19 protein-coding genes and 1 tRNA gene are annotated in these 19,036 nt (G+C 64.4%); 12 read left to right on the top strand and 8 right to left on the bottom strand.

Annotated elements, in window-relative coordinates; translation table 11 throughout:
* The first annotated feature begins 803 nt into the window (after positions 1-803).
* The 4 genes from K3F49_RS29335 to K3F49_RS29320 all read left to right on the top strand — a co-directional run bounded on the left by K3F49_RS29335 (position 804) and on the right by K3F49_RS29320 (position 2,960).
* On the top strand, positions 804-1,184 hold the full coding sequence (locus K3F49_RS29335; protein WP_234684370.1) for a cyclic nucleotide-binding domain-containing protein: 381 nt from the start codon (positions 804-806) through the stop codon (positions 1,182-1,184).
* Positions 1,185-1,382: 198 nt separating this feature from the next.
* Positions 1,383-2,111, top strand: a complete 729-nt coding sequence (locus K3F49_RS29330) for a Crp/Fnr family transcriptional regulator (RefSeq protein WP_234684369.1) — start codon at positions 1,383-1,385, stop codon at positions 2,109-2,111.
* 106 nt (positions 2,112-2,217) lie between these two features.
* Positions 2,218-2,613 (top strand): Hpt domain-containing protein, encoded by a 396-nt coding sequence (locus tag K3F49_RS29325; RefSeq protein WP_234684368.1) that lies wholly within the window; start codon positions 2,218-2,220, stop codon positions 2,611-2,613.
* A gap of 98 nt (positions 2,614-2,711) precedes the next feature.
* Positions 2,712-2,960 carry a hypothetical protein gene (locus K3F49_RS29320; RefSeq protein ID WP_234684367.1) on the top strand — a complete coding sequence of 83 codons (249 nt, stop codon included), beginning with the start codon at positions 2,712-2,714 and terminating at the stop codon, positions 2,958-2,960.
* 38 nt (positions 2,961-2,998) lie between these two features.
* Here the strand turns inward: K3F49_RS29320 and K3F49_RS29315 are convergent, their stop codons facing one another.
* Positions 2,999-3,601 carry a helix-turn-helix domain-containing protein gene (locus tag K3F49_RS29315; protein ID WP_234684366.1) on the bottom strand — a complete coding sequence of 201 codons (603 nt, stop codon included), beginning with the start codon at positions 3,599-3,601 and terminating at the stop codon, positions 2,999-3,001.
* Positions 3,602-3,943: 342 nt separating this feature from the next.
* Between K3F49_RS29315 and K3F49_RS29310 the strand changes: the two genes are divergently transcribed.
* The 3 genes from K3F49_RS29310 to K3F49_RS29300 all read left to right on the top strand — a co-directional run bounded on the left by K3F49_RS29310 (position 3,944) and on the right by K3F49_RS29300 (position 7,365).
* Positions 3,944-5,107 (top strand): hypothetical protein, encoded by a 1,164-nt coding sequence (locus K3F49_RS29310; protein ID WP_234684365.1) that lies wholly within the window; start codon positions 3,944-3,946, stop codon positions 5,105-5,107.
* Between the two features lie 335 nt (positions 5,108-5,442).
* Positions 5,443-5,868, top strand: coding sequence for a hypothetical protein (locus K3F49_RS29305; RefSeq protein WP_452101128.1), 426 nt, complete (start codon positions 5,443-5,445; stop codon positions 5,866-5,868).
* 282 nt (positions 5,869-6,150) lie between these two features.
* Positions 6,151-7,365, top strand: coding sequence for an EAL domain-containing response regulator (locus tag K3F49_RS29300; RefSeq protein ID WP_234684364.1), 1,215 nt, complete (start codon positions 6,151-6,153; stop codon positions 7,363-7,365).
* A 12-nt stretch (positions 7,366-7,377) separates the two neighbouring features.
* On the opposite strand, the gene K3F49_RS29295 is transcribed toward K3F49_RS29300, so the two are convergent.
* Entirely contained in the window at positions 7,378-8,238 is an 861-nt protein-coding gene (locus tag K3F49_RS29295; RefSeq protein WP_234684363.1) for a DMT family transporter, read from the bottom strand.
* A 162-nt stretch (positions 8,239-8,400) separates the two neighbouring features.
* Between K3F49_RS29295 and K3F49_RS29290 the strand changes: the two genes are divergently transcribed.
* The gene (locus tag K3F49_RS29290; RefSeq protein ID WP_452101129.1) at positions 8,401-9,768 is read left to right on the top strand and encodes an aminotransferase-like domain-containing protein; all 1,368 of its coding nucleotides are present in this window, start codon (positions 8,401-8,403) and stop codon (positions 9,766-9,768) included.
* On the opposite strand, the gene K3F49_RS29285 is transcribed toward K3F49_RS29290, so the two are convergent.
* From K3F49_RS29285 to K3F49_RS29270, 4 genes are all read right to left on the bottom strand, one after another.
* Entirely contained in the window at positions 9,765-10,358 is a 594-nt protein-coding gene (locus K3F49_RS29285; protein ID WP_234684361.1) for a GDYXXLXY domain-containing protein, read from the bottom strand. The genes K3F49_RS29290 and K3F49_RS29285 overlap by 4 nt on opposite strands.
* The gene (locus K3F49_RS29280) at positions 10,355-11,626 is read right to left on the bottom strand and encodes a DUF2157 domain-containing protein (protein WP_234684360.1); all 1,272 of its coding nucleotides are present in this window, start codon (positions 11,624-11,626) and stop codon (positions 10,355-10,357) included. Before K3F49_RS29280 ends, K3F49_RS29285 begins: the two co-directional genes overlap by 4 nt.
* Before the next feature lie 144 nt (positions 11,627-11,770).
* Positions 11,771-12,751, bottom strand: a complete 981-nt coding sequence (locus K3F49_RS29275) for a Bug family tripartite tricarboxylate transporter substrate binding protein (RefSeq protein WP_234684359.1) — start codon at positions 12,749-12,751, stop codon at positions 11,771-11,773.
* Between the two features lie 31 nt (positions 12,752-12,782).
* Complete coding sequence (locus K3F49_RS29270) at positions 12,783-14,423, bottom strand: FAD-dependent oxidoreductase (RefSeq protein ID WP_234684358.1); 1,641 nt, start codon at positions 14,421-14,423, stop codon at positions 12,783-12,785.
* A gap of 124 nt (positions 14,424-14,547) precedes the next feature.
* On the opposite strand from K3F49_RS29270, the gene K3F49_RS29265 reads away from it, so the two are divergent.
* Positions 14,548-15,459: a LysR family transcriptional regulator gene (locus K3F49_RS29265; protein ID WP_234684357.1), complete on the top strand. Its 912-nt coding sequence runs from the start codon at positions 14,548-14,550 to the stop codon at positions 15,457-15,459.
* Positions 15,460-15,490: 31 nt separating this feature from the next.
* Here K3F49_RS29265 and K3F49_RS29260 read toward each other — a convergent pair.
* Both K3F49_RS29260 and K3F49_RS29255 read right to left on the bottom strand, forming a co-directional pair.
* A tRNA-Ser gene (locus K3F49_RS29260) sits at positions 15,491-15,580 on the bottom strand.
* 431 nt (positions 15,581-16,011) lie between these two features.
* Complete coding sequence (locus tag K3F49_RS29255) at positions 16,012-17,166, bottom strand: ROK family protein (RefSeq protein WP_234684356.1); 1,155 nt, start codon at positions 17,164-17,166, stop codon at positions 16,012-16,014.
* 330 nt (positions 17,167-17,496) lie between these two features.
* On the opposite strand from K3F49_RS29255, the gene rplU reads away from it, so the two are divergent.
* The 3 genes from rplU to K3F49_RS29240 all read left to right on the top strand — a co-directional run bounded on the left by rplU (position 17,497) and on the right by K3F49_RS29240 (position 18,991).
* Positions 17,497-17,877 (top strand): 50S ribosomal protein L21, encoded by a 381-nt coding sequence (gene rplU, locus K3F49_RS29250; protein ID WP_234684355.1) that lies wholly within the window; start codon positions 17,497-17,499, stop codon positions 17,875-17,877.
* Between the two features lie 98 nt (positions 17,878-17,975).
* Positions 17,976-18,245 (top strand): 50S ribosomal protein L27, encoded by a 270-nt coding sequence (rpmA, locus tag K3F49_RS29245; protein WP_027533352.1) that lies wholly within the window; start codon positions 17,976-17,978, stop codon positions 18,243-18,245.
* A 152-nt stretch (positions 18,246-18,397) separates the two neighbouring features.
* A complete protein-coding gene (locus K3F49_RS29240) occupies positions 18,398-18,991 on the top strand; it encodes a GNAT family N-acetyltransferase (protein ID WP_234684354.1) in 594 nt (197 codons plus the stop codon).
* Positions 18,992-19,036: the final 45 nt, after the last annotated feature.

Raw genomic sequence — 19,036 nt, 5'->3', positions numbered from 1 at the left:
GCTACGCCTTGACTGAGCTGGACCTCGACATCTGCGCCGCGCTGGAATCGGCGGAAGTCCGCTCCCGAATCGTTAGACAACCCATTTCACGGTCCCGTTAATTTCATCCTCCGTGCTAATACGGATATTGAAGCGAAGTTTGCCGTTCGACCTCGCGCGACTGGGGTTTTCGGCAAATCCGGCACGCGGCATCAGGCCGGATGCGCAACAGGTAAACGCGCCGATAACGTCGTCACGACATACGCAAGATAATCGCTCCCAAATCGGGGGATATGCACGGCCCACGCGGATTGAATCAAACCACACGCGATCGGAATCGCGTGTGCGACCGTCTGTCGATGTTGCGCTGAAATCCGCAAGGACTGCACTCGCGGTAAACAGACTCTTACCCCACGAGCGTCGCGGACAATAACGCGCTAACCTGGCCGCGCGATCGCGGCACGATGCTTCGCAATGGCGCGAGGCAATTGCAGACAGCTGAAAAAAGTCGACGAAGGAGAATGGTGGTGCGGACCGGCGGACGACCGAAGGACATGCGGATGCAGTGTCTGCCGTCGATTGCCGTTTCCGGCTCATGAAGCCCTCCTTGCCACTCATTCCCGGTTGATGACGCAGGACTGGCTTGCCGGGTGGTGCACAAATCAGCGCGCCGTCCTGATTTCCGCCGCGAGCGCGACAAGCCGTCTGCCCTCCGACAGGTATATAGACAGCGACACAACCAGTAAGATATAACTACTTTTACGCGCAACCAGATGTCGAAAGCGCGACGCAGACGTCCCATCGAACGCGCTGGGTGATCCTGCATGATTGCGAGCGGACCACTGCCCAACCAATTGCTGCGAATGCTCGACGCTGCAGACTTCGATCTGTTGCGCCCTCATCTCATCGGGAGTGAATTGGTCAGAGAAACTGTCCTGGGTGAAGCAGGCGCAGCGCTGCAACACGTCTACTTTCCGCACGCTGGAACCATTTCGAAGACAGTCGGCCTTTCCGAAGGACAGCCGATCGAGATGGCGATGCTCGGCCGCGGCAGCATGGTCGGTGGCGGAGTGGCGCTCGCTGACGGGATCGCGACGTCAGACGCCGTCGCGCTCATTACCGGGACCGCGTCCATGCTTGGAATCGCGACCTTTCAAACCATTGCCGCTAGCCATGACGGGCGTTTGCGGGAGAACTTGCGATGATGTGAGCGCTACCATCGCCGGCTGCATGCCGGCGTGCACACCAAGCGGTATCAGGCGATGGGGAGCGGCAGCAGTGAGCAATGAACCAATTGCCAATATATCCCGCCGCGAACATGATGGAACTTATCGTACAAGGGATAGCGGGTTCGGTGTCGGGCGTTTCACCGGTGGATGAGACGGGAGGCAGATGTGGAAACGATGGTACGCCCATCCAACGGTTTCCTGTCGGCACTGTCGGCAGACGATTATGAATTGATCCGTGCACATCTGCGCACGGTCGATCTGCCGCATGACGCCGTGCTGGTCGAAACCGGCGAGACACTCAAGCGCGCCTATTTCCCGCATCGTGGCGTGATCTCGCTGGTCGTGAAACTTGCCAAGGGCGAGCATGTGCAGGTGGCCATGATCGGCCGCGACAGCCTGCTCGGGACACTCTCGACCATGAGCGACGCCTGCGCGCTGAACACGGCGGTCGTGCTGGTTCCCGGCGCCGCGTCGATGATGGACCTCGACCGGCTGCGCATCGCGGCGGAACAGAGCTCCACGCTGCGGACGCTGCTGACGCGCCACGGGCTCGCGGTCTACGCGCAGGTGCAGCAGACCGCGGGCTGCAACGCCGCGCATCCGGTGGAGGCGCGGCTGTCGCGCTGCCTGCTGCACACCCATGATCTGTCGGGCGACTACCGGTTGCTGCTGACGCAGGAGGCCATGGCACAGATGATCGGGGCGCGGCGCAACAGCGTGTCGCTGGTCGCCAATACCTTGCAGCAGGCCAATTTCATCCACTACAGCCGCGGACACATCCAGATCCTCAATCTGGACGGGCTGCGCCAGACGGCGTGCGAATGCTACGCCACCGTCAAGGGCCAGTACGACCGGCTGCTCGGGCCTGACGGGCCCGCGGCACATAGTAAAGCAAGGGCTTAAGCCCGGCTGCAAACACCGCATATCTCGTGACCAGAACCGAAATCGGAATGGCGTAGACATCCCGGACGCGTCGCACCGCGACGCGCATCACGGGGACCGGGACACCATGTTCGACGCCGCTTTCGCGCCCGCGCAGGGCGCGCTCGATACCGCACCCCTGCGTGAGGGTGAGCCGCTGCGCGAGCCAGGCGCGTTCGCCGTGCTGGTGCGCGAGATCGGCGAGGACGGCGCCCAGGAAGTGCGCGCGGTGTTCTGGGGCGAGACGAGCGCGCGGCTCAAGCTGTTTCATACGCTGGCGCTCGGCCAGCATCGCGGCCGGATCGCGCGCGAGGCGCATTCGCTGAAAAGCACGGCCAGGACGTTCGGCTATCTTCGGCTCGCGGCGCTGGCGCTGCGACTCGAGAGCACCGCCGACATCCTGGACGACGCCGAATTCGGCGACCTGCTGCAGCAGATGGATGAGGCCTTCGCCGCCGCGAAGGCCCAGGAGCCGCAGGGCTGACCATCCCCGCCTGCAGCCCGCCGTACTTATACGGTTTGCAATTTTCACAGATGACTAATCATAGGTAGCGATAGTCGCCGGAAACCAGGAGGGTTTCCATGTTCACCTATGAGACTGCGGACCAGAAAGAGGTCCGTCGCTTCCGCATCGCACAGTTCAACGGCCGGATGGCCACGGTGAAGGCGGGCGAGTCCACGGTGACGGGTTTTGTCCGCTCGGTGCTGGAGCAGGATTCGACGATCCCGCCTCGCTGGACCATCACAATCATCCCGAATGCGCCCAAGGACGAGCCGAAGCTGCTGCGGCCGACATCGCGCACGCGCCCCTTCGCCGAAGATTACTTCTAGGCCAGATCCCGCCACCAAGGCGGCGCCAGGCGACGGCTTCAATCGATCGAATGCAGCAGCGCCGCGCGGACGAGGTCCGCGGTGTTGCGCGCGCCGAGCTTGCGCATCGCTTCCGCCCGATGGCTCTCGAAGGTGCGCGGGCTGATCTGCATCCGCAGCGCCCCCTGCTTGTTCGAAAAACCCTCGCTGATCAACCGCAGCACCTCACGCTCACGCCTGGTCAGCCGCTTGCCCGACAGGCTCGAGAGTTCGGAGACCGTCTCGCGCGGCGCCGGCAGTGCGCGACCGGCCTCAGTGGACGGCGCGGGCAACGCGCCCTTGTGGGAGCCTGCGAGCTGCTTGACCAGGCCGCAGACACGCTCGGTCTGCGCCAATGCATTCTCCACCACCTGCTGCAAATAGGCCCGGTCGGCCGAGACCGGCGCGAGCTGGTCGCTGTGGTGCTTGATCTCGCCCATGTAGAGCAGGAGTGCGGTCAGGGGGCCGTTGAGCTCGCGGGCAATGGCCGCGGCCATCTCGTCAGCCGCCTTGGCACGGGCGGCGTTCAGCCGGACGAAATCAAGCTCTTCGGCCGGAGCAGTGCTGCTTTCGAACCATTCCGACGGCCGCGAATCAGCAACCGTATCGTTCTGTGACCCCATGTGACTCGTTTAGCGGAACCCAGTGCGTTCTGTGTTTAACTTTTTGCTCCGTAAGACTACGGTGATTTTGTCAGTTCTGTGCTGAAATGGCGACGTCGGCACAATTTGTGCTTGCATGGGCGCAACGTTGACTATGTCAGGGTTGATAAATCTGCCTAAATCATAGGCGGAACGGCAAAAGCGGCCTTAACGATCGCTGCGGCGCCCAACCCCAGAGCCCCCGATTTTACCGATAAATTAACGGCGGCCTGCTTCTCTTTGTCACAATTGAGAGCGCGCAAATGCCTCCATGCACTGGGCCGCCGGTAGGCCTGCTCGAATCGTTGCGAGAGACTGCGTGCCATGGACGAGATCGACGAGCTTTCGGGGTTCCTGCAGAAGCTGACGCCGTTGTCGCGCAGTTGTCTGCTCAGCGAACTCGAGCGGCTCGAACTGTGCGGCATCGACATGCCGGGCTCCGGCGATATCCAGGCCAAGCTGCGTGCCGAATTCCGCAAGGACGGATCCACCCAGGCGCGCGCTACCAATCCGTCGCGCTACTTCTTCGCGCCGCTCGAGCCGCTGCTGATCGACGGCGCGCCCGAGCACGCCAATGCGGGACACATCTCGCGCAACACGCTCACCCCGATCTGGGAGTGGATCTGCCGCGACCTGCTGCCGACCATGGCGCGCGACTACGTCAAGGCGATCAACGACCAGGTCACCGCCAACAATCCCAAGGAAGTGCTGAAGATCGCGACGACCTTTCAGGTCAAGGTCGTCAAGGTGCTCGAGAACACACTCGCTTCAGCCGAGAGCACCGAATTCGCGCGCGGCAAGCTCGCGCAATACACCGCTTCGCGTACTGCCTTCGACGACGTGAAGAAGATGCAGCAAGTGCTGCGCGCCGGCAACGCGCTGCCGAAGTTCAACGAGAAGCTGCCCGAAACCATCACGAAATTCGACGACAGCCAGCTCGCCCAGATCACCGCGCAGCTCGACGCCTTCAAGAAGGCCAATCCCGATGCGCTGCCCTTTGCATTGGCGCTGGTGGCGAGGCGCCTGAAAACATTCTGGCAGCTCATATACCTTGCGACCAAGGCGGCCGCGAGCAAGAGCGCTGCAGAGGTTGCAGCGGCGCCCTATGCTTGCGTCGTTCCCATGGTGCTCGACCGGCTCGACGACAAGCGCCTCACCCTGCGGATCGCACTCCGCCACAACCGCTTCCTCGTCGCGCGCGACCTGCTCACCGAAATCTACGACGCCGAACACGCGCTCAAGCTTCGCATCGACGGCATCGAGCAGAGCGCATGGGGCGTCCGGCTTCGGCAATTGATGGACGCGATCGCGGCGCTGGTGTCGGCCGAGGTCAGTCGCTTTCCCGCCAATGTCGGTCACATCCTGGGATCGCGCCGGCTGCGCAGCCAGGATACGCTGGGCGGCAAGCTGAGCTATCTGGCCTGGAAGGGCCGCGACGCCGTGCAGGACGGCGCGGCGGCGTTTCGGAAATTGATCGGGGCGACTTAATTCCCCCCGCTATTCGGGCGCGTGCGGCAGGCACAGGAAGCGATCGAGAAATCGCCCTGACATCACGAACCGGAACCACCAATAGATCATCCGCCGCGTCGTCATAGCTGCAATCCTTAACAGCCCACCACCGGCTGCTGGACCAATAGCGCAGGTGTCGCAATACGCATGTGAAGTGCTTCACAATCGTCGGCCGAAAGCCAGGACGAGTTGTCGCATAACTGTCACGCGCGACGGGGGAATATGCGCGCATCGCGCGAAAATGAATTCATGGACCGAACGTATCGCTCCTATTCTCCGGTGCATCGTATGCGGCATTTGGAAGGACATGGGCGATGAGATCGATCCGACTGGCGTTGATGGTGACGGCGTGGCTGACGGGCGCATGCGCGCTCACGCCGGCGACGATGGCGCAGACGGCGCCGCCCCCTGGCAGTGCCGCGCCGACGGCCGACAATGCCGTCCTGCTCACCGTCTTCCTCAAACACGACCAGTCGCGTCCACTCAGCGAGTTGAATGCGCAACTCGACAAGCAAGGCTTCCGCAAAGCCTTTCCACCGGCGGGCGTGGAGGTCGTCAGCTGGTACGTGATGATGGGCATCGGTCAGGTCGTTACACTGAGACTGCCGGCCTCGCGGCTGCGGGAGATCAACCGCATCATCGAGGACACCGCGTGGGGTCCGTACCGCACCGAGTTCTATCCGACCTATGACTACAAGTCGGTCGGCATGGCCGAGCACGACAAAGCCGCAGGCAAATGAGGCATCGATTATTCAATTGGGCGAAGCCCGCACCGCTTCGTCCAATTACAGGACACGGCCGTACGCGCCGCCGAGCTGCACGTCGCAAAAATCTCGCATGATTGTCGCACGCGCGGGCGCAAGGCGGGGGCAGACGTAAAAACTTCTCGAAGAGAATCCGAACAATTTTAGGAATGATGGGTGCTTTAACGTTACCCAGATAATTCAACAATCGGCTGAAGCCCTCCTTATTTGAAACTGCTCCCGTCGCTAACACCGGCCGCGGAACGGGAGTGGTTTGCGATGGACGATCAGATTGGTGAACTCGCCGGACCGAGGTTGAAAACCTTCGGACGGCGGAAAATGATGCCGCGCGCATGCGTGGCCGACAGCAAGCGCCATCTGCGCGCCTTCATGAGCGAGGTGCTCGAGGATCTCGGCTTCGTCACCAGCGAATGCAGCAGTGCGAGCGAGCTGCAGGTCATGCTCGCCACCGACCTGCCGGACCTGATCCTGCTCGGCATCGCCGCCGACGGCATCGAGCCCGGCCAATTCCTGGAGATCCTGGTGCGCGAGGCCTTCGACGGCAGGGTTTTGACCGTCGGCGCCCGCGAGTCGATCATCGTGAAGGCCGTGCAGCAGGTCGGCGAGGAATACGGACTTGCGATGCTGCCGCCGCTTACCACCCCCTTTGCCGCGGAGACGCTGCGCGAGCGCGTCGCGATGCTGCTGCCCGAGGAGCCCGCGCCGAGCCCGGCCGTGCATGTTGGCGAGGCCCTTCATGCGGGCTGGCTCGAGCTCTGGTACCAGTCGAAAATCGACGCGCGCTCGCTGGTCCGCTGCGGCGCCGAGGCGCTGGTGCGGATGCGGCACCCGACCTGGGGCGTGGTGCCCCCGGCCTATTTCATCCCGGAAGAGAACGATCCCCATTTCCGCGACCTGTCGGAGTTCGTGATCGAGCGCGCACTGCAGGATTGGCACTATCTTCTGGAGCGGCAGAGTGCGGTCGATCTGTCGATCAACCTGCCTGCGCCCTACCTCAGGGAGCCGCTGGCGGTGCGCGACCTCTGCCGCAGGGTGCCGACACATCCGGCCTTCGGCGGGCTGACGATCGAGATCGACAGCGCAGAGGCGCTCGACGACCTCGCCTTCCTCAGCGAGATCGCGCGCGAAATGAGTTTCCACAATATCGGCCTGTCGATCGACAATCTCGGCGCCAACTGGCCGGCGCTGATGGGGCTGGACAAGATCCCCTTCATCGAGCTGAAGGCCGACCGGCAATTCGTCACCGGCTGTGGCAACGACCGGCTGAAGCGGACGGTGTGCCGTCACATCGTCGAGCTCGTGCAGGGCTACGGCGCGCGCACCGTTGCCGAGGGCGTCGAGAGCCGCGCCGATTTGATGGCCGTCAACGAGCTCGGTTTCGACCTGGTGCAGGGCTATCTGTTCGGCAAGCCGATGCCGCTGAAGAAATTTGCAAGAAGCACACAGACACGGACGGTGATGCTGCAGGAGTGAGGTGCGAGGGCTTCAGGCGTATCGCCGCGCGAAGAAGACGCAGACCACGACCAGCGCGGTCGCGGCGATCATGCTCCATGCCACCGGCTCGTGCAGCAGGAAGCCGGCCAGCGCGAGGCCGAAGAAAGGCTGCAGCTGCTGCAGCTGGCCGACGCGCGCGATGCCGCCGATCGCGAGCCCGCGATACCAGAAGATGAATCCGACGAACATGCTGAAGATCGAGACGTAGGCAAGCCCGATCCAGGCCGGCGCACCGACACCGCTCCATGTCGGCGGCCAGGTCCAGATCATGACCGGCAGCATCAGCGGCAGCGCCAGCAGCAACGCCCAGGAGATGACTTGCCAGCCGCCGATCCGGCGTGACAGCGCGGCACCCTCGGCATAGCCGAGCCCGCACAGCACGATCGCGGCCACCATCAGGAGATCGCCAGTGACCGATGCGGTGCCGTCATTAGAAAGGGCAAAGCCCGCCACCGTGGCGCTGCCGAGAATTGCGAACAGCCAGAACAGCGGCTGCGGCCGCTCTCCGCCGCGCAGCACGGCGAAGACCGCGGTCGACAGCGGCAGCAAGCCGATGAAGACGATCGAATGCGCCGAGGTGATGTGCTGGAGCGTCAACGCCGTCAGCAAGGGGAAGCCGACCACGACGCCGATGGAGACGATGGTCAGCGAGGCAAGATCCCTGCGCTCCGGCCACGCCTGGCGCAGCAGTCCGAGCACCACCGCACCGATCAGCGCCGCGATGATCGCCCGCGCGGACGTCAGGAACAGCGCCGAGAAGCCGCCGACCGCGACGCGCGTCGCCGGCAGCGAGCCGCTGAAGATGATGACGCCGAGAAGCCCGTTGCCCCAGCCGCTGCCCGCAGATTGCATGTCCGTCCCACTGTTTCGAGCTGCCATCCTCGGCTTTCGGCGGTGGCGAGACCAGTCACAATCCAGTACAATTTGGCCAAACTGTATTGGCATGGAAGGCAATACACTTTGGATATCGAAGCGCGAGTGAAGGGTCGCGGCGGCACCCGGACCATCGACGTGATGCGCGCGATCCGTGCCAAGATCGCCGGACGCGCGCTCAGTGCCGGCGACCGCCTGCCGTCGATCCGCAGCTTGGCCGCCACCATGGCCGTCTCGCCGTCCACGGTGGTGGACGCCTATGATCGCCTCGCCGCGGAAGGCCTGATCCGCGCGCGCCGCGGTTCAGGCTTCTATGTGTCGCCGACGGTCACGCCGCCGCTCGCGTTGAGCGAGGTCGAGCCGCGCCGCGATCGGGCGGTCGATCCGTTCTGGGTCTCCAGGCAATCGCTCGACGCCGACGCTGCCGTGCCAAAACCCGGTTGCGGCTGGCTGCCGCCGGAATGGATGCCGGAAGCGGCACTGCGCCGCGCCACCCGCGCACTGGCCCGCACCGACGCGAGCCTGCTGACCAATTACGGCTCGACATCAGGCTCGCCCGCGCTGCGCCGGCTGCTGCGCGCGCGCCTCGCCGAAGACGAGATCGAGGCCTCGATCAACCAGCTGATGCTGACGGGTTCGGGCACGCAGGCGACCGACCTGATTTGCCGCTTCCTGCTGCGGCCCGGCGACACCGTGCTGGTCGACGATCCCTGCTACTTCAATTTCCGTGCGCTGCTGTGCGCGCATCAAGCCAAAATCGTCAGCGTGCCCTACACGCCGTCGGGCCCCGATGTCACGCGCTTCGAGCAGATTCTTGGCAGCGAACGGCCGCGGCTCTACATCACCAATTCAGCGCTGCACAATCCAACCGGGGCGACGCTCTCGCTCCAGACCGCGCACCGGCTTCTGACCGCGGCCGCCACGCACGACCTCACCATCATCGAGGACGACATTTTTGGTGACTTCGAGCCGGAGCGATCGCCGCGTCTGGCCGCGCTGGATGGGCTGAACCGTGTAATCCGCATCGGCAGCTTCTCCAAGACGCTGTCGGCATCGGTGCGCTGCGGCTACATCGCCGCGCGGGCCGACTGGGTCGAGCATCTCGTCGACCTCCAGGTCGCGACCAGCTTCGGCGGCCCGAGCCCGGTGGCGACCGAGATCATCGCAAAAGTGCTGGCTGGCGGCAGCTATCGCAAGCACATGGACGAACTCAGGCAAAAGCTCACGCGCACCCGACGCGACGTCGCGCGAAAACTTGGGGCGTTGGGGATCGAACCCTGGCTGATGCCGCGCGGCGGATTCTTCCTGTGGTGCCGCCTCGCCGACGGGCAGGATGCCACAGCCGTTGCGCGCGCCGCGCTCGAAGAGGACGTCGTGCTCGCGCCGGGCAACGTGTTCAGCGTGTCGCAGACCGCGCAAAACTTTTTGCGCTTCAACGTGACACATATGAGCGATCCGCGGATGTGGGACGTGCTGCGACGGGCGTTGAAGGCGCAGTCCAACCGTTAATACCACGGCTCCTCGTAGACCGGCTCGCCGTCGAGCAGCAGCCGCTTGATGGCTGCGCGCCCTGAGGGCAGCACCGCGGCGACGACGCGCAGCTTCTGCTGGTTGCGGGCCTGCTCGAGCGTCTTGCCCTCGCCTTCGGGCACGAAATAGCTTTCGAGGCCGTATCTGACCGTCAGCTTGTCGCAGAAGGTGCGGCTGGTCGAACCGCAGGAATAACTGACGCGGCCACGGATCAGCACTTCGGGCGCCGTGACAGCCACTGGCTCGGCATGCACCGAAACGGCCTGATAGAGGCCGTTGGCATCGGGCGCGAGCTTGACGAAAACGACGGGATTGCGCTCGGCCGTCGGCTGGCCGGCGAGCGCGCCCGCCGGCAGTTGCGAGATATCGTAGCCGAGCACGACATAGTCGCCGCGCAGGAGATCGCGCGGATCGACCGGCCGGGTCTGCAGGGTCACCTCGCGACCCTCGCGCAGGATCCGCACGCGGTCGGCAACCATCAGAATCAGCAGCGCGCATTGAAGCAGGACGGCGGCGCCGAACAGCACGGCCTTCGGGATGCGTTGCCATAGAGCGGTGAGCCTGATCATCGGTCAGCCCTCGGCAGCGCGCGATTGAGCGCGGTTGCGAATGCGACGGCGACGACGCCGGCCACCGCCAGGAAGGCCGAGCGGCGCAGCAGTGAGCCCTTCACTGCCCAGGTGATCGCAGCGATGACGCCGGCGATGCCGAGCCAGCCGGCAACGATGCGTGGACGCACATCGTCGAGCACGCCGGAGACGACGAGGCACAGCATGCCGCAAAGCAGCGCGGCATAGGCGAACCATGGCTCGCCGGCGGCGGATGCTGGCCAGATCGGCGCCGCGACCAGCACGAGGCCAATCGCACATGCTGCGAGGACTTCGCCAACCCGCTTCGTGATCCCGGCGGACGCGAGCGCAAGAACCACACCTGCGACGCCGCACACAATTGCCCACAGCGGCTGGGCCGTCATCGTGGCCGTCCGAAGGCGGAAGAGATCGTCGACTGTCGACACCTCCAGGAAGGCGACGATGGTCAGCGAAAATGCGCCGTAGACCGCCAGAACAGATCCAAGCCGACGCGCCCGCGGCGACGGCGCGGCGGCGATCGCGAGCCCGGCGCCGAGCAGCAGGGCCGCACCGTTCGCCAGCACGAAGGACGGCTGCACACCATCGAAGTCGAAGCGAAGCGACGTCGCGATCCACCATGGAAGCACCGCAATCCCGACGAGATGGGCAGCGACCCGGGAATTCCACGCCAACGCGACAGCGGCGGCGATGAGCCAGACCACCACGAACCGAAGATGAAAGGCGTCCGGCGCATCATAGACGCGCATGCAGGTCCAGATGCAGGCGGCCGCGAGCCCGACCGCAAGCGCGCCGCGCGAGCCGGTCAGCAGGGCCGCGGCAAATGCGCCGATCGACCACAACAGCATGCCGCCGGCAAAATCGTCGCCGAGATGATACATCTGGCCGACCAGCGCGATGCCTGCGCCGAAGATGATCGCACTGACGCTCGCGCAGAGATCGGCGAGAACAATGCGGCCCGTCGCCGCGAACCACGCCCCGAGGCCGCCGGCGACGGCCATGCCGGCAAGCAGGATCGCAAAGCGCAACAGCCGCGCGATCTCGGTCCAGTGCGCCGCGACGAAGGCAAGGAAGGCGGCCGCGATCAGCAGGCCGCCGACGATGGCGACGACCACCGCGATATTGATGCCGGGCGAGAGCGGCGGCAAGACATTGCGGATCGAGGCGGCGGCGGCCGGCGCGATCACGCCATCGGCCTCCCATTGCGCAAGATCAGCTTCGAGGCGCTGCCGGTAGGTCTTGTCGAACATCGTCGCGGATCACCTGACTGCCGGCCGGCGGCTGGCTCCCAGCCGGCCGCGGGACGTTGGTCGGGCCGCGCCGGCGGCAGGTTCAACCTATCACCGTTGCGGTGCAGATCCGCAATCGCGGGACCCACTTTGCGTGCCCCGCGCCTAGTTCGCCTTGATGCCGGCCCCGCTGATGAGCTTGCCCCATTTCGTGCTTTCGCTCTGAATGAAGCGGCTGAACTCTTCCGGGGAAGTCGGCGCGGGCTCTGCACCGAGGGTCCGGATCTTCTCGGCCACCGACGGGTCCTTCAGGGCTTTTACGAAGGCCTCGTTCAGTCTGGCGATGATGTCGGGAGGTGTGCCTGAAGGAGCGACCAGCCCGAACCAGCCGACGGATTCGAAGCCCGCAATGCCGCTTTCGGCGAGCGTCGGCACCTTGGGCAGCGAAGGAACACGGCGCGCCGAAGACACACCGATCGCGTTGAGCTTGCCGTCGAGAATCAATTGCATCGACGCAGGAATATCCAGCACCGCGAAGGGCACATGGCCCGCGAGGACGTCGACCGCCGCGGGCGCTGTCCCGCGATATGGGACCAGCTCCATGTCGATCCCGGCCTTCTGCGTGAACAGCGCGGCTGTCAAATGCATCGCCGTCGAATTGCCGCCATGGCCGATCGACAGCGCGCCGGGCTTCGCCTTGGCGAGTGCGATCGCCTCCGCGACATTGTGCGCTGGAATGTCGGCCGACGAGACGAGCACGAAGGGAATTTCCGCAAGCAGCGTGATCGGCGCGAGATCCTTCGGATCGAACGGCATCGACGAATTGAGATGCGGGTTCACCGTCAGCGCGCCCGCCGGCGCGACGCCGAGCGTGTAGCCGTCGGGCTTGGCCTGCGCGACCGCGGCCATGCCGATATTGCCCCCGGCCCCGGCGCGGTTCTCGATCACCAGGCTCTGCTTGAGCTCGGCGGTGACGAGCGGCTCCAGCGCGCGGATGACGGTGTCGGCGCTGCCGCCGGGCGGGAAGGTCACGATGATCTTGATCAACTGCTCCGGATAGGCCGCGTCGACCGCCTGCAGTGGCAACGCGGCGAGAACAGCAGCCGACAGCCCAGCCAGAATGCGGCGCCTTGCAACGTGAAACACGCTCTCCTCCTTGGTACCTTTTACGATTTGCCTACGCTGCCACGCCAGTGAGACGCGCCAACAAGGCTTGTGGATTTTCAGGCGCCGCCTGCCCGCGCCAGGCGATGTGCTGGTCGGGCCGCACCAGGACGAGCTTCTCGGCATAGGCGCCGTTGGCCTCGTCCGGCGCGACGTCGATCAATGCGAGCGGAACGCCACGCGCTTCTGCGGCGGACTGCAATCGCCCCACATCGATCGCCGGATCGAACCGCAGCAGATTGTAGCCCGTCCCGAATGCGTCGTAGAGCGATCGCCCGTCGCGCAAGAAAACGTGCGGCGCTCGGGCGCCCGGCACGGTGGAAGGCGTGAAGCTGCCCATCGCATAAGGAGGCGGCGTCTCGCCGTCATAGGCGATGATCGGCGAGGTGTCGTAGTAGTAGCCGAAGTTCAATCCGGCGCAGCAATATTGCTGCACGTTGAGATCATAGGCTGCTCTCGCCAGTGCCGCGCGCGCCGCGTGGCCACGCGGCGTGTCGTCCTCGATCTCTGCGGACACGCCGCCGCGCTGCGCCATCATCTTCATCGCGTGGTCCATCGCGAAGCGCGATACCTGGTCCGTGATGGGCTGACGTTCCGCCTCGTAGGCATCGAGGATCGAAGCCTGCGCCCAGCCGTTCAGATGCGCCGCCAGTTGCCAGCAGAGATTGACGGCGTCTGCGATACCGGCATTCATGCCATAGCCCGCGTAAGGCATCCACAGATGCGCGGCATCACCGCAGATGAACACCCTGCGGTCGCGGAAGCGATCGGCCACCAGCCGGCGCCCGACCCAGTCTTCCTTGCTGAGGATTTTGTATGCGAAGCGCTCGTCAACGCCGAGGATGGCGCGGATCGACCAGTCGCGGTCGACCGAGTCGAACTCGGGTTCGTCGGGCTTGAGATGATTGTGGATCAGCCAGCGGTCGTGACCGTCGATCGCCACCGTCGTGCCCGAGCGTCGCGGATTGAGCGAGAGCACCATCCAGGCCGGCTTGTGCACGCCCATCAATTCCTTCAGTTGCGGCGCTTCGATAAAGGTCGATTGCACGCGCTGGATCACCGGCGTTCCGGACAGGCTGGCGCCGATCGCCTTGCGAACCAGCGAGCGGCTGCCGTCGCAGCCGATGAGAAAACTGGCCTCGATGCGAAGCGCCTCTCCGCTGTCGAGGTTGCGCGCATGCGCGACAACGCGGTCATCGTCCTGCTCCATCTCGGTGATTTCCGTGCGCGCCAGAATGGTGATGCGCGGCTGGGCGGCAGCGTGGCCGAACAGGATCGGCTCGAGATAGACCTGGTTGATCCGGTGCGGCGGCTCGGGCGTCGGCCACCAGGTGTCGGGGCCGCCGGTTGCGCTGTAGCGGCGGGCGCGGGAAGGAATGTCGATGCGGCAGAGCTCGATGCCGGTCGCCGTCGTCCGGTAGGAGCAATCGTTCGGGAAGTCCGCGGGCAGGCCCGCGTCGCGCAGCTTTGCCGCCACACCGAGCCTCCGGAAGACTTCCATCGAGCGCGCCGAGACGTGATTGCATTTGACATTGGGCGGGTCGCCGGCATGGCGGATCTCGGCGACGACGACGTCGATGCCGCGCGAGGCCAGATCCATGGCCGCGGTCAATCCGACCGGGCCGGCACCCACGATCAGGACCTGTGTCCTCATGCTCGTCTCCATCCCAACGCAGCGCCCAAGGCCGCGGACTTTGCCGCTTGTGCCGCATGCATTTTATTGCAGGCTCGCTTATAAGATTAGCCGGAAAGAACTCATCAATTCATGAGCTTAACCTATGAACGTCACCTTGCGGCAACTGCGGGCTTTCACCGGCGTGTATCGCACGCGCAGCATCACGCGGGCGGCACGCGAGCTCGGAATCACGCAATCCGCGGCAAGCCTCTTGATCCAGCAGCTCGAGGTCCAGCTCGGCGTCAGGCTGTTCGACCGCTCCACGCGCTCCGTGCAGCCGACGCCGGCGGCCGACGAGGCCTATCATTCCGCCGAACGGATTCTGGGCGATGCGCTCGGCCTGTCGCGGCGCATGCGCGACCTCGCGCAGGCGCGCGCTGGCCGCGTCGCGTTTCTGGCCTCCGCCGGCGCCGCATCGGCGTTGCTGCCGAGGGTGCTGGCGACATTCCGCGCCGCCCATCCCGACATCGAGATCGACATGCGCGACATGGCGGCCGACGATCTCGTTCCACGCATGATCTCAACGGATGCGGAATTCGCGATCGGCAGCGTGGAAGGTGAATTCGCGGAGATGACGATCGAGACCCTGACCCGCGGTCGCCTCAGCGCCATCGGCCGCCGCACGGCCGACTTCGCCGCGCGGCATTCCCTGACATGGGAAGAGGTGGCGGAATGGCCGACGATCGCGATGCGGCGCGAGACGCGCATCCGCATGCAGATCGATCAGGCGCTGAGCGCGCAGGGCAAGCGCCTCACGCCCACCCATGAGGTCACGCTCATCAACACCGCGCTCGCCATGACGGCGCAGGGGCTGGGACTTGCCATCCTTCCCGCCACGATGCTGCCGGCCGACCAGTTTCCCACCCTGATCGCGAGGCCCCTGGTGCGGCCGGCCATCGCGCGACCGGTATCACTACTGCAACGGCAGGGTCGATCGCTGTCGCCGGCGGCGCAGGCCTTTGTGGCGACGGCACGGACGGTTTTCGCCGCGCGAGTGGCGCCGGCGTCAGGCTGACTTTGTGGAGCTTTGCGGCGCTGCTTTGAGATGGCGGAGAGGGAGGGATTCGAACCCCCGATAGGCTTGCACCTATGCCGCATTTCGAGTGCGGTACAATCAACCACTCTGCCACCTCTCCAAGGCGCCAAAATCGGGGGCGGAGCCCCGTGGTTGGGCGTGTTCTAGGCGAGGATGGCGGGACAGACAAGGCGCGCGGGGCGAAAATCCGGCGCGTTTTCCGTTTGGGAACGAGGATGTTGCGGCCGGGACGGGATCGATCGCGGATTTCGGGGGGACTTTGCGCCGTTTCCTCAGAGATCGCTGCGGTTTGGCCAATGTAACGCCGCTGATCGGCGCTGGCGGCCGAATCACCTGGGTCAGGGATAAGCCTCACGGCTTGAAAGAACGGGTGGGACCGCCAGACGCGGTAAATACTGGCGGTCCCGTGCCGCTCATCGAAATGCTGGCCAGGAAGGGCGGCTTCGCAGGCCTGCGTGAGGCGACGATTCGACCCTAGCGTGCAAGCGCCGCACCGCAACGCAATCCGGTCCTTAACCTAACCAGTCAAGGTTACTCCTTCTCGGATTTATTGCTTTCCTTGTTGTTTTCCTTGGATTTTTTCTTCCCGTTCTCCGGAGAGTCCCGGTCCTTGCCGTTGCCACCTTCCTTGTGGCGGTTGGTGAAGCGGGCATTGCCGAGGCCGGTGCCGATGGTGAGCACGCCCCAGCGATCGACATCCTGCATGAACGGCACCTCGGAGAGGCCCTGAACCACGCCGTCATTGTGCATCAAGATCGCGGTGTCGTGCTCGCCGATCTGCGGAATGCCCTCGATCAAGCTCGCCGGCAGGTTGAATTTGCTGCTCTCCCAATTGCCGGGCAGATTCTGCGCGCCTTTTTCGATGGACCCATCGTCGTTGATCACACCGGGACAGGCGATGCCGATGAAGGGCGCAAGCTTGAAGCCGTCTGTCTCGGCCTCGGCGATCAGCCCTTTCAGCATTTTCGTCAGTCGCTTCACCGCGCCCTCGCGGGTCGGCTCGTCGTCGGCATGGCGCCATAGCTCGGACTTCACGACCTTGGCCTTCGACAGATCCTTCGCCTTCTTCCAGCCGGTCTCGACCAGGCCGCAGCGGATGTTGGTGCCGCCGATATCGACCGCGAGGATGCTGTCATAGGCCTCGAAAATCCACGACGGCGCCAGATGCAGCGCGCCGAGCAGGCCGGCTTCATCCGGGTGATGCCGGATCGGCACCATGTCGATCTTGAAATCCTCGGACTTGAGGATGATCTCGGCGCGCGCGATCGCGAGCTCGCCGAGCCGCGAGTCGCGAAAGCCGCCGCCCACCACGATGCGCTCGGTCTTGGCCCAGGCTTTTGTCTTCAGGAAACGGCGCGTGACGTAGGCGAGCTCCTGCGCGAAATCCTCGATCGCGCTGTGCACCACCGCAGAGGCCTCGACGTCGTCGCTGACGAGGATCGCATCCAGCGTCTTCTTGCTGATGTTCTCCGACGGCTCCTTGCCGAAGGGGTCCTCGCCCGATTTGCGCAGCGGCTTGCGCCAGCGGTCGAGAATCTCGCGGAACGCGCCCTTGCTGGCGCGGTCGCCGAGAAAACCGTCCTCGTCCTTCATCTCGATGTTGAAACTGTCGATGTCCACCGAGGGCAGCCGCGCGCCGCCGTGATTGGCGATGCCCGTCGTCTTGACCAACTCGTCCGTTGCCATGGAAAGCCCTTGCCCCAATGCCAATTCGCGGGGACAACGGCGGTGGAACCCGTTGGTTGCAAACGGGTCGCGGATTCGATTCCCAGGCGGAAACGGCCCAAATCCTTCCAATCCGGGCTCTTTTCGGCAGTTTTCCTTGACTCTTCGGGCTCGGCGGCTATAAGTCCCACAACCGGCGCGGGGCGTTTCTCGCGCCGCTTGTTTTTGCGTGGGTTTTCAAAGGGATAACTCCCGCCCGCACAAAACTCAGTAAACCCATAGCGACTGACAAAAAGCCGGCCCCTGACGATTTCGTCGTGAGGCCGGGATTGAACACGAAGGAAAACAACGATGTTCGCAGTCATCAAAACCGGCGGCCGGCAGTACCGCGTCGTTCCGGATGATGTCCTGGAAATTGGCAAGATCGAAGGCGAAGTCGGCACGATCGTGCAGCTGAGCGAAGTTCTGGTGGTCGGCGGCGACACGCCGGTGCTGGGTCTGCCCACGGTGGCCGGTGCGACCGTGGCCGTCGAGGTGCTCGACCACAAGCGCGGACCGAAGGTCATCGCGTTCAAGAAGCGCCGCCGCAAGAATTCGCGCCGCAAGCGTGGCTACCGTGACGAGATCACGGTGGTTCGCATCAGCGAGATCCTGACGGACAATGCGAAGCCCACCAAGGGCCCGCGTCCGAAGCGGGAAAAGGTCGCGAAAGAAGAAGCAGCCGCCGCATAAAATCGATCACGCCAATTCACGAATTGATGCGTGAGACATTTTGAAATGATTCCGTCAAGGAATTGACCTAGACATACGCAGGATTTCGGAGACGAGCCATGGCTCACAAAAAAGCAGGCGGTTCATCGCGCAACGGTCGCGATTCAAAGGGTAAGCGCCTTGGCGTCAAGGTGTTCGGCGGGGAGCGCGTGATTCCCGGCAACATCATTGCGCGTCAGCGCGGCACCACCTGGCATCCCGGCCTCAATGTCGGCATGGGCACGGACCACACTCTGTTCGCCAAGATCGAGGGCCGTGTTGAATTCCAGGCCAAAGCCAACGGCCGCACCTTCGTAGCGGTACTCCCGCTCGCAGAGGCGGCTGAATAGACGGTGGATCTGATTTGGAGTCCGCCGGGTCCTTGACCGAACCGGCGGAGTCCAGAGATCAAAAGATCGGGCTCCAGGGGAGGCAGGGAAACCGGCCTCCCCTTTCGTTTGTCGTGTTCACTTTTCACTTAGTGACTTTGACGGAGCCGGACATGTTGCAGGATTTCTCGAGCGTGACCTTGCGGGAGGCGAGACCGAGCGTCGTCGCCACCGAGCGGCTGACCTTGCGGCGGCCGACCCTCGCCGACGTCAGGACCATCGCCCTCCTTGCCAATGACCGCCGTGTCGCGGAAAACACCCGCCGCCTTCCCCATCCCTATTCGCAGGACGACGCCGTCGAATTCGTCCGCGCCACCGCTGCGCTCGGCAGCGAGACCGTGTTCCTGATCGAATACGACACCAATCCGGTCGGCATGGTCGGCATCGACCGCTCCACGCCCGACAGTGCCGAGCTCGGCTACTGGCTCGGCGTCGAGCATTGGGGCCAGGGCTTTGCCACCGAGGCCGCGCGCGGCGCGATCGACTTCTTCTTCGAGGAGTTCGAGGACGACCATCTCCATGCGGGTGCGCGCGTCACCAATCCGGCCTCGCGCAACGTGCTGGAGAAGTGCGGCTTCCAGTGGAGCGGCGTGCAGCTGCATCGCTTCCTGGCGCTGGGCTCCTCTACGCCCGTCGACTGCTTCCGCCTCTCGCGCGGGGTGTGGTCGTCGCTGAAGAGCTGGAGCAGCGCGCGGCGGATGAGGTAAGCGGAAGCGCCACCGCAATCTCCGATGTCGTCCGGGCCTGGTGTC

Origin of the sequence: Bradyrhizobium monzae (assembly GCF_021458635.1) — a bacterium.
In the GTDB taxonomy this organism is placed as follows: domain Bacteria; phylum Pseudomonadota; class Alphaproteobacteria; order Rhizobiales; family Xanthobacteraceae; genus Bradyrhizobium.
Note: the sequence above shows the minus strand (reverse complement) of the source record. Positions and strands in the feature narration are given on the sequence as shown.

Excerpts from the sequence above, each read along its gene's own strand:
- K3F49_RS29265 (WP_234684357.1), top strand. The coding sequence starts at position 14,548 with ATGAACGTCACCTTGCGGCAACTGCGGGCTTTCACCGGCGTGTATCGC.
- K3F49_RS29280 (WP_234684360.1), bottom strand. The coding sequence starts at position 11,626 with ATGTTCGACAAGACCTACCGGCAGCGCCTCGAAGCTGATCTTGCGCAA.
- K3F49_RS29270 (WP_234684358.1), bottom strand. The coding sequence starts at position 14,423 with ATGAGGACACAGGTCCTGATCGTGGGTGCCGGCCCGGTCGGATTGACC.
- K3F49_RS29305 (WP_452101128.1), top strand. The coding sequence starts at position 5,443 with ATGAGATCGATCCGACTGGCGTTGATGGTGACGGCGTGGCTGACGGGC.
- K3F49_RS29240 (WP_234684354.1), top strand. The coding sequence starts at position 18,398 with ATGTTGCAGGATTTCTCGAGCGTGACCTTGCGGGAGGCGAGACCGAGC.
- K3F49_RS29310 (WP_234684365.1), top strand. The coding sequence starts at position 3,944 with ATGGACGAGATCGACGAGCTTTCGGGGTTCCTGCAGAAGCTGACGCCG.
- K3F49_RS29330 (WP_234684369.1), top strand. The coding sequence starts at position 1,383 with ATGGTACGCCCATCCAACGGTTTCCTGTCGGCACTGTCGGCAGACGAT.
- K3F49_RS29320 (WP_234684367.1), top strand. The coding sequence starts at position 2,712 with ATGTTCACCTATGAGACTGCGGACCAGAAAGAGGTCCGTCGCTTCCGC.
- K3F49_RS29300 (WP_234684364.1), top strand. The coding sequence starts at position 6,151 with ATGGACGATCAGATTGGTGAACTCGCCGGACCGAGGTTGAAAACCTTC.
- rpmA (WP_027533352.1), top strand. The coding sequence starts at position 17,976 with ATGGCTCACAAAAAAGCAGGCGGTTCATCGCGCAACGGTCGCGATTCA.
- K3F49_RS29315 (WP_234684366.1), bottom strand. The coding sequence starts at position 3,601 with ATGGGGTCACAGAACGATACGGTTGCTGATTCGCGGCCGTCGGAATGG.
- rplU (WP_234684355.1), top strand. The coding sequence starts at position 17,497 with ATGTTCGCAGTCATCAAAACCGGCGGCCGGCAGTACCGCGTCGTTCCG.
- K3F49_RS29290 (WP_452101129.1), top strand. The coding sequence starts at position 8,401 with ATGCGCGCGATCCGTGCCAAGATCGCCGGACGCGCGCTCAGTGCCGGC.
- K3F49_RS29335 (WP_234684370.1), top strand. The coding sequence starts at position 804 with ATGATTGCGAGCGGACCACTGCCCAACCAATTGCTGCGAATGCTCGAC.
- K3F49_RS29285 (WP_234684361.1), bottom strand. The coding sequence starts at position 10,358 with ATGATCAGGCTCACCGCTCTATGGCAACGCATCCCGAAGGCCGTGCTG.
- K3F49_RS29255 (WP_234684356.1), bottom strand. The coding sequence starts at position 17,166 with ATGGCAACGGACGAGTTGGTCAAGACGACGGGCATCGCCAATCACGGC.
- K3F49_RS29325 (WP_234684368.1), top strand. The coding sequence starts at position 2,218 with ATGTTCGACGCCGCTTTCGCGCCCGCGCAGGGCGCGCTCGATACCGCA.
- K3F49_RS29295 (WP_234684363.1), bottom strand. The coding sequence starts at position 8,238 with ATGCAATCTGCGGGCAGCGGCTGGGGCAACGGGCTTCTCGGCGTCATC.